We start from the raw sequence: 11,984 nt of genomic DNA, 5'->3' as shown, positions 1-11,984 counted from the left end.
TTGGTGAAATGTGGATTCCATTTATTCATGCCAGCCAGGGTTTGGCTCTCTATCGTCTCTAAAGATTCCCAATAGGCAAAAGGATAGAATAATCTTTTTGATCGCCATGAAAATGACAAACAAAAAGATTATTCTAAAAAAAAATTATTTAGCGTCCTGATCTTTTGAAGGTGCATCACCTTCGCCATTTTGAGCCGTTTTAAATTCCTTGATACCTTTGCCCAATCCGCGCATAAGTTCAGGAATTTTTTTTCCGCCAAACATCAAAAGGACAACCACAACGATTAATATTGCTTCCGTAGCTCCAAGTCCCATAAATAACAAAATTGAATTTAACATAATAATTTATTTAAAGTGTTTTTGAATTGTCAGAAGCCGTTTCCCCAGGCATAACTTCGCCCGAAGGAGCTTCATCACTTGATTTATTTTCTGTAGAATGAGTATCTGCAAGTGGTGCATGCATGTCTGGATAAGTCCCATCTGCGTGTATACCATAGCTATTTGGTGATTCTGAATAGGTATTTTCAGTATCCTGATAATTATTTACCGGATTTGCAGCGGCTGCCTTTTCTAAATCGGCTGCCTCAGTAACAGTATTGATATTATTATGAATTTCACGTTTAATACCATCCGAGGCATCCTTAAACTCCCTCAAACCTTTTCCTAGTCCGCGGGCAAGCTCCGGAAGCTTCTTACCTCCAAACAAAAGTAAAATAACAACGAATATGAGGATCATTTCCGGTCCGCCGATATTCATAAATAACATTATTGAATTATACATATTAAAACGATCAATATACAAATATAGGCATTTTAAACACCTTTAATTTAAAATTAATTCGAAAGCCAGCTTGAGGGGTTCAAAGGAGTTGCTCCTTTACGAACTTCAAAGTGCACTTCGGTAGTTCCATCTATAGGATCAGACATTACTACCCCTATATTTTGTTTTAACGTAACTTTCTGCCCTCTTGATACACTAGCACTCTTTAAATTGGAGTAAACAGTGAAATATTCACCATGTCTAATTAAAACTGCATAGGAACCTGAAATATTCTGTACTGCCGCAACTTCACCTGCAAATACTGCCCTTACTTGTGATCCTGGCGCTGTTTTTATATCCACACCATTATTTTCAACCGTCACATTCCGACCAATCGTATGATTCCCAAAATCTTCAATAACCATTCCACTTGTTACAGGCCAAGGTAAACTACCGCGACTACCCAGAAAATCAGATGATAATTTGGCCGACTCAGGTGTGGCCGATAAAATACTTGATCCACTCGCAACCGGCTTTGCATCAGGAACTTCCCTATTCTCAGCCTTTGCCTTCGCAATAGCAGCTTTAGCCTCGGCTTCCGCTCTTTTTCTGGCCTCATCAATCTCGCGATTAATTGCATTTTGAATGGCTCGGTTCAACCTTGCAGACTCTTTTTGCTTTTGTGTAAGCTCCTGCTTTAATTTCTTCTCTTGATTAGTTAGGCTACTTAAAACCTTTGATTTACTGGACTTTTGAACCCCTAAAGTCCGCTTTTCCTTTTGCTGATCAGAAAGCAAGTTATTTTTTTCTTTCTTATTTCGGTCAAGCTCCACAATTTTTACATTGAGATCTTGTTGCGTACCTTCAATATAACGTGCTTGCTTTTTACGATACTCACTAAACTGCTGCAGATATTTCAGGCGTTTATATGACTGATTGAAATTTTCGGCAGCAAAAATAAACATCAGCTTACTGTATGCACTCTGATTACGGAAGGCAAATAATACCATGGCCGCATATTCCTTTTTAAGCTTATTTAATTGAGATTGTAAAGATCGTACCGTATTTGTATTGTCAGAGATCTGGTTATCCAACAACTTCACTTCCGAATTGATAACGTTTATCTTTTTCTCTCGTAATCGTATCTGTGCATTTAATGCTCTAATCTCCTTGAGCGACAAGTTTTTATTGCTCGCTGTTTGATTCAAACTTCGGTTGAGCGATTCAATCTCCCTCGTCAAGGCCTCCTTCTGTCTTCTAAGATCAGAACTACTCTGAGCAAAAACGTGGGAGCCTAGGCAAAAGAAAAACAAGAAAAAGATGCACTTTAAACTCTTCATACTAACAAATGTATTTAATTTTTTATCGAAAAGCGCTCTGGCACCCTAAATGGAAGTTCGAACTTGGTATCCATCTCAATCTTTATATACTCAAAATTAAGACTAATAACCTTACTCTTAGCCTTCGAATTCATGCTTACTAAATGAGGTATTTGTTGCTCATTAACTGAAGTAAAATTTGAATAATTCACAAAAAGCTCTTGGCCAGCCTCAAGATCACTCAATTGGTTTACTAAAGCTTTATTCTGGAGATTTACCTCTAAATTATAAATCATTGAAGCTAAAACGGTCTTAAATGACGTATTTTCTCCTTCAGTAATCACATCTGTGTTTTCACTAATAAATTCTTCCATCGCATTTCCCAGCAAAACCGATTGCAATGTTTGGAAAGTTATGCGCTCATTCGTAAACTCATAAATATAACTAAATGGTTTCTGAATGTAGATGTTATCTAGGCGATTTAAGATTTTTACACTATCAGGAGTTATAAATGCGCGTGCAACTTCTAAACCTGCAATTGCAGTAACAGATACCCAAATCGCTTCATTATTTCTCATTCGGATATTCATATTTACTTCATTGCTCTTGTTATCTATGTTCAAGTCTGCTTTAGCTTTAATCGACAGCGTTTTAAAAGTAGTATTCATCTGCTTAAGCGCATTAATTTTTGCAACTTTCGCTAAGTCCGACTTGGGCTCCTCGGCCATCACTTTTGGAATAAGCGAAGCAGGCAAAAGCTCTTTTTTAGCTTTACAGGATGCAAAAACCACTAAAAAAGCAATCCCGCAAATAATTTTAGTCAATGTATCTTTTCTCATTTATCTTTTTGTTCAATTTTTCTGAGCTTCCGCCCTGACTCTTTGCATTTTCCCATTGCTCCAAGGCATTCGACTCTTCACCAAGGAAATATAAAATATCACCATAATGCTCTCGCTGGGTAGCATTATTTTCAGGTTTCCCTTGCAGTGATTTTAAAATCCATTTTTTGGCCTCTGTATATCTTTTCAATCGAAATAAAATCCATGCATAGGTATCTTCCGAAGATGGATTATTAGGATCAAGCTCTAAGGATTTCCTCGACATTTTTTCCGCCTCCTCAAGTCGCTCTCTCCTTAACGACAAATAATACGCATAATTATTTAAAACATAGAAATTATTAGCATCGGCAACAAGTACTTGATTATATGCTTCATCCGACTCCCTAAACTTTTTTAAGGCATTGAATGAATCCCCTAAAGTCGAGTAAATCTGCACCACTACCTCCTTGTCGCCTGGCTCCAGATCAAGCGCTCCCTTTAAGAAAGTAATCGCTTTTTCATGATTCCTAAGTCGAGAATAAGCTATACCGGTATAAAGATATAAGGTAGCCTGATTTGGAAAAATGCTCAAAGCTTTATTCCCATCAATAATTAACTCCTCAAAATTACCGTTATTAAGCTCAATACTCAATAATTGCTCCCAAATTTGCAATACTTGATCATTAATTTCTAAGGCCTTTTGATAGGATTTTTTGGCATCTTCATATTTACGCTCCTGAAAAAGTACATCTCCCAAAAGAGCAAAGGCTTTCGCTTCTTCAGGATGAACTTTTACCATGATCGAAGCTAACTCATTTGCATAAGCTCTTGCCTTCATCTCAGCAAACATGGGGAAGAATGAAAGTACAATCCTTACTTTTTCATCAATATTTAAATCAGGATCGGCAAAAGCAATCTTAAGCTCAATAAAAGCGTTTTCCATCTGCTTTAATGCGGTATATTGGTCTGCGAGAGCTAACCGGACCATGGAATTGGAAGGAAATTGATTTTTGGCCATTTGCAACACTTCCATAGCCTGCGTACCTTTGCCTGACTTTACAAGTACTTCACTCAAATAAATATAATTTCTGACCTCTTTTGGCTTTTCAATCACTTGATTTCTAAGCTCTTTCTCTAAATCTCCATATTTCCCATGTTGTAATAGAACACGCTGTCGCATAGAATTAATTTCATCCGAAGAGCCAAATTTATCCTCAATCTCACGATAAGTTGCCAAAGCTTTATCTACCTCATTTAAAGCAATATAGGCGCTTGCCCGATCATAAAAATAATCCTCCTGCTTAGGTGCAAGCTTAGAAATTTTTTCCAAAACGGGAATCAGCTGACTTATTTTATTGGTCTTTTTATAGATGTCGGCAAGTAAAATCCAATACCATTCGTTATCAGCCTTGAAACTTATGGCCCTTTTTATCATTTCTTCGGCCTGCGGCCACTTCTCTTCTTCTAACTTTATATTGGCTAATTCAAAGAGGCTAGCATGATTAGCTGGATCAATTTGAAGAAGCTCCTCAAAATGAGCCGTCGCCTTCGGGTAATTCATTACTAACTTTTCTTGAAGTCCGGCGAAAAACAGTTTTTTAACCTCCAGACTATCATTAGAAGCTACAATTTTCCCAAAAAGCAGATCAGCCTGATCGTCAGTGTGCTCAATTTTCTGCGCAAAAGTAAAAAAGGATAAATAGATTGAAAAAACGAGGAGTAGGCTAACCTTCTTCATGTTATTTATAATCCGGTATGGCCATAACCACCGGCACCACGAGGGGTTTCCGAAAGTGTTTCAACGGACTCCCAAGCTATTTGTTCATGCTTTGAAATAATCATTTGGGCAATGCGATCTCCATTATTAATTTGAAAATCAGTATCGGAAAAATTTATCAATAGAATTTTTATTTCACCTCTATAATCGGCATCAATGGTACCGGGAGAGTTCAAAACTGTAATCCCATGTTTAAGTGCTAAACCGCTTCTAGGCCTAATTTGAGCTTCAAAACCTAAAGGGAGCTCCATAAATAATCCCGTAGGAACTAGCTTACGTTCCATAGCTTTTAACACTATCTGCTCATTGATGTTTGCCCTCAAATCCATTCCCGCAGAAGCAAGAGTTTCATATGCTGGAAGTGGGTGATTTGATGTGTTAATTATCTTAATTATCATTTTAGGCCGAAAATTGCTTTTAATTCCTTACGCTCCACAAAAATTATTGTTCCAGTAAATATAAGAAAGAGGGCATTCCCAACCACTAAATTACGGTCAAATACTACAAATGCGACAAAAACAATACAAACTGAAGTCAGCAGGTACATGAAATTCTTTTTGAGATTGTATGGAATAGGGTAATTACGCTGACCCCAGAAATAAGAAAGCACCATCATTACGGTATAGGCCGCCAATGAAATCCATGCTGAAGCTAAATAGCTATACTTAGGAATAAAAATTAAGTTTAGGACGATTGTTAAAACCGCCCCAATTCCTGAAATATATAAACCATAGCGTGTTTGATCGGATAATTTATACCAAATTGATAGATTGATATAGATTCCTAGGCTCACGTACGCGAATAATAAAATAGGTACGATCTTTAATCCAGACCAGTAAATGGCCTGTTCTGCCGCATCTTTGCCCTTAATAAAATATTTCAAGAGCTCAATATTAGCCACCAGCAAAACAAAAATCATGCACACGGCAATCACAAAATAATTCATGATTTTGGCATAGGTCTCACCCGAGTTTTTATTCTTAGCATGGCTAAAGAAAAATGGCTCAGCACCCAAGCGAAAGGCATTGATAAAAATGCTTAGAAATATGGCGATTTTACAACATGCCGCATAAATTCCGACTTCCTGTTCCGATATCTCGGGAGGCAATAATTGACCTAAAAAGATCTTATCAATGTTTTCATTGATTATGAAGGAGATATTGGCAATTAAAACTGGCAGACTGTAAACAAACATCTCCTTGAGCAAAGCGAAATCGTAACTTAAGGTAAGTTTGAAAAGCTCCGGCAATAAAAATAAAAGAGTTATTAAACTTGCAATGAGGTTAGATATAAATACATATCCTACCCAACCTTCTCTATACCAAGAACTTATAAATTCTACGCCATACAAATTCTGTTTAATAATTAGCGGAAATACAAAGATAAAAAGCAGGTTAAATCCAACAAAAGTTAAAATATTAACAACTTTTATGAAGCTATACCTTAGCGGACGGCCATCGGCTCTTAATTTTGCAAAAGGAATCACGGCCAATGCATCCAAAACAAGGATGTAAATAAAGTAATTGATGTATCGGGCATAATCGGGGTCAAAGGTATTACCCATCTGCATCCAAGCTGCAAGGTCATTAACAAAAAGAACACTAAAAAGCAGGAAGACCAAGGCCAGCATCAAAACCGTGAAAAAAGTATTGTTATATACCTTCTGCTTGTCGTTTTCATACTTATTTAAGTATCTGAAATAAGTCGTTTCCATCCCAAATGCGAGTAAAGCATTGAGCATGGAGGCCCAGCTATACATCACAGAAAATATTCCGTAAACTTTAGGAGAGTAAAGCCCCACATAAATTGGGGTAAGAAAGAAGTTGAGAAAACGAGTAATTACAGTCGTAAACCCGTAAATCGCAGTCTGACCGGCAAATTTCTTAATTGCTGACAAGGATAAAATGGTTTAGCATGAATAAAATTACTTTTTTACAATCTCAAAATTACGATAGTTTTTTAATTCACCCTCGATAGGGCTTACATTTTCCACAAGAGACCTATCTGAACCTTTCTGACAAAACTCAAGAAATAGCTCCAAAGAGAATTCATCACCCTCCGCTTCGATAAAGACAGTCCCATCAGGCCTATTTTTTGTAGTCCCTTTAATCCCGAGTTGATCGGCAACGGCCTTAATCATAGCTCTATAAAAAACCCCTTGCACCTTACCGCTCACTGTAATGTCTAAATGTTTCATCCTATTTAAAAATCTAAATCAGAAATACGCTCCTTCTCAAGCATAAATTCAGTCCAAAGTTCACTTATAATTTGGGCAGCAGGTTTAACCTCATGAATGGCCGATGCAATTTGTCCGATTTCAAGCTCCCCTTCCACTAAATCGCCTTCAAACATCCCCATTTTTGCCCTTCCTTTACCCAAAAGATCCATTAATTGCTGTCTATTTGCCCCTTCAGCCTCAGCCTTGGCAATTTGCAAATAAAAATCATTTTTTAATAAACGTACAGGTACGAGCGACTTCATGCTAAGTTTGGTATCTCCCTCTTGGGCTTCAATAATTGCATTTTTAAAATTCGAATGTGCCGATGATTCGTGTGAAGCAGCAAATAATGAACCTATTTGAACCCCTTGAGCCCCTAGTGCAAAAGCAGCGAGCATGGCCCTTCCGCTTCCTATTCCGCCAGCAGCAATAACAGGAATAGATACCGCCTCGCAAATTTCAGGCACCAAGCAAAGCGTCGTTGTTTCTTCCCGCCCATTATGTCCACCAGCCTCAAATCCCTCCGCTACAATGGCATCCACACCACTTTCCTCAGCTTTTTGAGCAAACTTTTTATTGGCAATAACATGCACCACAGAGATATTATTTTCCTTCAAAAAGGGAGTCCATAATGCCGGATTCCCAGCCGAACTAAACACGATCTTCACCTTCTCCTCCACAATAATATTCATAATCTGCTCAATATCAGGATATAAAAGAGGAACATTGACGCCAAAAGGCCGATTTGTTGCAGCTTTGCATTTCTGAATATGCTCCCTTAAAACCTCTGGGTACATCGAACCCGCACCAATTAATCCGAGTCCGCCGCCATTACTAACCGCCGAAGCCAAACGCCAGCCACTACACCATACCATTCCACCCTGAATAATTGGATAGTCGATATTGAAGAGTTTTTTAATTGCGTTCATGACTATAATTAATTTTTAAATACAACAGCTAAACCAGTCTCATTACTTCGGATAAATGCGTGACCTCCATTCCATTTACATGAGAAATGAGGTTCAATCCTGGAGTTTTCCCCTTTTCAATGGAGCCATAAGTTTGTTCTATCCCTAAAAATTGTGCCCCATTGCTAGTCGCCCAGCACATAATCTCGCTCGTAGGCAGATGAGCAAAATGCTTCTTGATGGTTTTTAGCTCCGATAATATACAAAGATTATCATTTGATGCCAGACTATCGGTCCCAAGTGTGATATTAAAGCCGGACTTTCTAATTAATTCAATATCAGGCAATTGACCTTCAATATATTGATTTGCATTGGGACAAAAACACCAGTTTAGATTTTTTCCTGATAGTTTCGCTTTGGCGATATCATCTGCATTGGTAAAAGTATTATGAACTAGTAAAAGCTTTTGATTGTCAGGCAGCAATGGCAAAACCGACTGCAGGGAAGTCTGCCCTTGAGCTTGAAAAAAATCAATATTAAGATTCAGCATCTTATAGAAATCCATAAAAGGACCCTTTTTACTTAAGAAAAACTCGTTTTCAGGCTCACTTTCCTGATTGTGCATACTAAACAAGTTTTCATGCCTTTCAGAATGGAATTTTATTAAGTCAAAAAGCTGCTTTGAGACCGAGTAAGGAGCATGTGGAGCAAGTGAAGCCTTTAGGGGCATAAACTTTGCTTGGAGCTCCAACGCTTTTTGAAAAACCAATTCCGCCTTTTCCGGATCAAAACCAAGGAGCTCAATAAAAGTATGGTAAAAGATCTTGCTATTTTGCTTCACTGAGAAGGATAAATCTATATTTGAAATATCCCCAATGGCAACAATACCATTGTTAAACATTCGCTCATCAGCAATTTTCATGGCTTCTAATACCTGTGCCTCATCTGCTGCTCTTTGACTAATTACCGATTTGATAAAAGACACCAGGCCAGTGGCACGAGGAATTTTACCCAGCATGTGTGATAGCTCCAGATGGCAATGCGCATTCACAAAACCCGGAACAATGATACCCTGGTGGCGTTCAATGGGTTTGGATAGCTGATCAATTTGACTGGAACTAAATACATCCAGAATTTCCCCTGAGTCATGAAGCATAATTACTCCATCCTTAATAGGTTCAGAACTAATCGGGAAAATATAATCTGCACTGATGTATCTAGGCATGTAGCAAAAGTAGGAGTTAAAAGTGGAAAGGCAAATTTGTAGGGACAGGTCGCGACCTGTCCCATCCAATAATCAATAACCGAACGTAAGGACAGGTCGCGACCTGTCCCTACATGCAGATAATGAACAAAAAAAAATCGTATTTTTGCAATCAATGCTAGATACTCAAAAAATAGACATACGCAGCTTATCTCCTGAAAAGCTTAAAGAGCACTTCATTTCCATTGCTGAGCCAGCTTTTAGGGCCAAACAAGTATATGAATGGCTTTGGGAAAAGTCTTGCACCGATTTTGAAGAAATGAGTAACCTCTCCAAAGCATTGAGAGAGAAATTGAAGGAAAGCTTTACCATTAATAATGTGAAGGTGCATCGGTCGCAGTTTAGCTCCGATAAAACCATCAAAAGTTCCTTTATGCTTTATGATAATAACATTATTGAGGGCGTTTTAATTCCGGCCACCGACCGTATGACGGCATGCGTGAGTTCGCAGGTGGGATGTAGTCTGACTTGTAAATTTTGTGCCACTGGGTACATGGATCGTAAGCGTAACTTAAATGCAGATGAGATTTACGATCAAGTAGTTTTAATTGATAAGCAAGCAAAGGAAAACTATCAAATTCCATTGAGCAATATTGTATATATGGGCATGGGTGAGCCTCTTTTAAATTATGCAAATGTACTAAAGTCGGTAGAGCGAATTACCGCAAAAGACGGCTTAAACATGGCTGCCAAGCGGATTACCGTATCAACAGCAGGCATTGCTAAAATGATTAAGAAATTGGGGGATGATGAAGTCCGCTTTAACCTAGCCCTTTCCCTACATGCTGCCAACGACGAGAAGCGGAATACCATTATGCCTATCAACGAACAAAACTCCTTAAAAGCATTGGCCGAGGCTTTAAAATATTTTTACTCGAAGACTAAAAGCCCAGTTACCTACGAGTACATTGTTTTTAACGACTTCAACGATAATATCAGCGATGCCGAGGAGCTTGTTAAATTCTGCCGTCATATTCCTTGCAAGGTGAATATTATCGAGTACAATCCAATCAGCTTTGCCGACTATCAGAATGCAGGTATCGATAAAATTGAAGCTTTCGCCTCGCACCTTAGAAAAAGTGGAATCAATACCAACATTAGAAGAAGCCGCGGTAAGGATATTGATGCCGCCTGCGGACAATTAGCAGTAAAGGGTTGATGTTGCTTTAAATTACCCCTGTGGTCGGTGTTGTCACCGTACCCCTGTGGTCGGTGTTGTCACCGTACCACTACGAAGCCGGTAGACAAGGGATAGCTGGTAGAGTAATGACTGGTAGGAATGAGGCTGGTTCGGTGACAACACCGACCAGAGGATCTACCGTTAACTAAACAAGTCCACACAAACACTTCAATACCATCCTCAAGTCCTAAATTCAAGCATGAAAGAAATTTTAGGCTATTTATGGGATTTGCTATCCCTATTTTTCCCGGAACTATGCGCTGCCTGTGGTAAAAGTTTATTCAAGAATGAGCGAATAATTTGCACCCATTGCATCTATCACCTGCCACAGACAAATTTTCACGAAGACCCTAACAATAAAATGGCCAAGCAATTATGGGGCAGATTCCCTGTTGTGCAAACCATAGCCTTTGTATATTTCCGAAAAGGCAGCAGAATACAAAACATGATGCATCAGTTGAAGTATAGGAAAAGTCCCGAGACCGGCATACGCCTCGGCGAGCTCTATGCCTATGAGCTTAATAAATCGCAAGTTTTTAAAAAGTCGGACCTGATTATACCGGTGCCATTACATCCTTCAAAATTCAAAAAAAGAGGCTATAATCAGAGTGAATGTATTGCTCAGGGACTTTCAGCCATTCTTCAAATCCCCATCAACAGCAAAAATTTAGTGAGACTAGAAAATACAGAAACTCAGACTAAGAAATCACGCTATGCTCGATATGAAAATTTGATCCATGCTTTTCATGTGAAAGATAAAGCAGAACTAATTAATAAGCACATCATGCTGATTGATGACGTGATGACAAGCGGTGCCACACTTGAGGCTTGCAGCATCCTACTACAAGAAATTGAGGGCGTAGAAATCAGCATTTGCACCATTGCCTATGCTGAATAATTTGTTTTTACATGGTAAAGCCAACACTTTCATTGCGAGGTTTTTTTCTGTCATTGCAAGGCTTTTTTCCTGTCATCGCGAGGCTTTTTTTCCTGTCATTGCGAGCGAAGCGAAGCAATCTCACGGTTGTGATACGAAAAGAGATTGCTTCGTCGTGCCTCCTCGCAATGACAAGAGGATTATACCACAAAAAATAAATTCCAATCCAACCACAAATCGTCCGTTCACAGACCCTCCGTTCACGCTTCTTCCGCCTCGGCTGGTGCGGCGATGACAACCCTAGCCCTCGCAGAACCTTTCATAGCATCAGACGCAGCGGCAATCATTTGACAGCTTTCTTAAAAATGTGCTATAAAAACCAAATGATATTATTTAGCAGGATTTCCTAGCACAGACCCTCCGTTCACCTTTCTTCCGCCTCGGCTGGTGCGGCGATGACAACCCCAACCCTCGCAGAACCTTTCATAGCATCAGACGCAGCGGTGGTTGTTATTCGATTGTTGTTTATTGTTTTTTAAAGGTTCTCATGGTCTCGGCGAAGAGCCTCGGCATGGTTAATTTTCACCACGAAAAAGTAACTAGGCCCCCGCGGCTATGAGCGGGAAACATCAATAAACCTCCAACTCTCACTATTAAACCCTAATCAAAAAAAATGAATCTCTTTCTTTTGAAGCCCAAAAGAAACAAAAGACTTTTTTTTCCTCTCCGAAGGAGTCCTTTGGACTAAGGCAGCCGGCGCAAACCAACCGCACACAAAAACCAAAAGCCCACGGGCTGCGTTTTACAGAAGGGTAAAACAATGCCCCTCCCAAACCCACTAGGCCTTCTTTTGCCTTTTGTTT

Annotated in this window: 13 protein-coding genes; 2 read left to right on the top strand and 11 right to left on the bottom strand. The window is 39.1% G+C overall.

Annotation, left to right across the window (positions count from 1 at the left end; genetic code table 11):
* Window positions 1–144 precede the first annotated feature (144 nt).
* From ACILQF_RS05545 to ACILQF_RS05500, 10 genes are read right to left on the bottom strand one after another with little or no spacing between them, the layout of a single operon-like run.
* A complete protein-coding gene (locus ACILQF_RS05545; protein ID WP_395626421.1) occupies window positions 145–339 on the bottom strand; it encodes a twin-arginine translocase TatA/TatE family subunit in 195 nt (64 codons plus the stop codon).
* Between the two features lie 10 nt (window positions 340–349).
* Window positions 350–781 (bottom strand): twin-arginine translocase TatA/TatE family subunit, encoded by a 432-nt coding sequence (locus tag ACILQF_RS05540; RefSeq protein WP_395626420.1) that lies wholly within the window; start codon window positions 779–781, stop codon window positions 350–352.
* Window positions 782–834: 53 nt separating this feature from the next.
* A complete protein-coding gene (locus ACILQF_RS05535) occupies window positions 835–2,100 on the bottom strand; it encodes a murein hydrolase activator EnvC family protein (protein ID WP_395626419.1) in 1,266 nt (421 codons plus the stop codon).
* Window positions 2,101–2,114: 14 nt separating this feature from the next.
* Window positions 2,115–2,918, bottom strand: a complete 804-nt coding sequence (locus tag ACILQF_RS05530) for a DUF4292 domain-containing protein (protein ID WP_395626418.1) — start codon at window positions 2,916–2,918, stop codon at window positions 2,115–2,117.
* Complete coding sequence (locus ACILQF_RS05525; RefSeq protein WP_395626417.1) at window positions 2,896–4,635, bottom strand: tetratricopeptide repeat protein; 1,740 nt, start codon at window positions 4,633–4,635, stop codon at window positions 2,896–2,898. The genes ACILQF_RS05530 and ACILQF_RS05525 overlap by 23 nt, the downstream gene beginning before the upstream one ends.
* Before the next feature lie 5 nt (window positions 4,636–4,640).
* Window positions 4,641–5,072, bottom strand: coding sequence for a dUTP diphosphatase (gene dut / locus ACILQF_RS05520; RefSeq protein ID WP_395626416.1), 432 nt, complete (start codon window positions 5,070–5,072; stop codon window positions 4,641–4,643).
* Window positions 5,069–6,571, bottom strand: coding sequence for an oligosaccharide flippase family protein (locus ACILQF_RS05515; RefSeq protein WP_395626415.1), 1,503 nt, complete (start codon window positions 6,569–6,571; stop codon window positions 5,069–5,071). Before ACILQF_RS05515 ends, dut begins: the two co-directional genes overlap by 4 nt.
* Window positions 6,572–6,598: 27 nt before the next feature.
* Entirely contained in the window at window positions 6,599–6,871 is a 273-nt protein-coding gene (locus ACILQF_RS05510; protein WP_395626414.1) for an acylphosphatase, read from the bottom strand.
* A 5-nt stretch (window positions 6,872–6,876) separates the two neighbouring features.
* Entirely contained in the window at window positions 6,877–7,821 is a 945-nt protein-coding gene (locus ACILQF_RS05505; protein WP_395626413.1) for an NAD(P)H-dependent flavin oxidoreductase, read from the bottom strand.
* Window positions 7,822–7,849: 28 nt separating this feature from the next.
* A complete protein-coding gene (locus tag ACILQF_RS05500; RefSeq protein ID WP_395626412.1) occupies window positions 7,850–9,025 on the bottom strand; it encodes an amidohydrolase family protein in 1,176 nt (391 codons plus the stop codon).
* A gap of 154 nt (window positions 9,026–9,179) precedes the next feature.
* Here ACILQF_RS05500 and rlmN point away from each other — a divergent pair, with 154 nt between their 5' ends.
* Window positions 9,180–10,223: a 23S rRNA (adenine(2503)-C(2))-methyltransferase RlmN gene (rlmN, locus tag ACILQF_RS05495; RefSeq protein ID WP_395626422.1), complete on the top strand. Its 1,044-nt coding sequence runs from the start codon at window positions 9,180–9,182 to the stop codon at window positions 10,221–10,223.
* Window positions 10,224–10,443: 220 nt separating this feature from the next.
* Complete coding sequence (locus ACILQF_RS05490) at window positions 10,444–11,142, top strand: ComF family protein (protein WP_395626411.1); 699 nt, start codon at window positions 10,444–10,446, stop codon at window positions 11,140–11,142.
* 632 nt (window positions 11,143–11,774) lie between these two features.
* Here ACILQF_RS05490 and ACILQF_RS05485 read toward each other — a convergent pair.
* Window positions 11,775–11,984, bottom strand: a 210-nt coding sequence (locus ACILQF_RS05485) for a hypothetical protein (RefSeq protein ID WP_395626410.1), incomplete at its 5' end; no start/stop codon positions are given.

The sequence above is a fragment of the Daejeonella sp. genome, from assembly GCF_044232565.1.
Lineage (GTDB): Bacteria > Bacteroidota > Bacteroidia > Sphingobacteriales > Sphingobacteriaceae > Daejeonella.
This window is presented reverse-complemented; position numbering and strand designations above follow the sequence as displayed.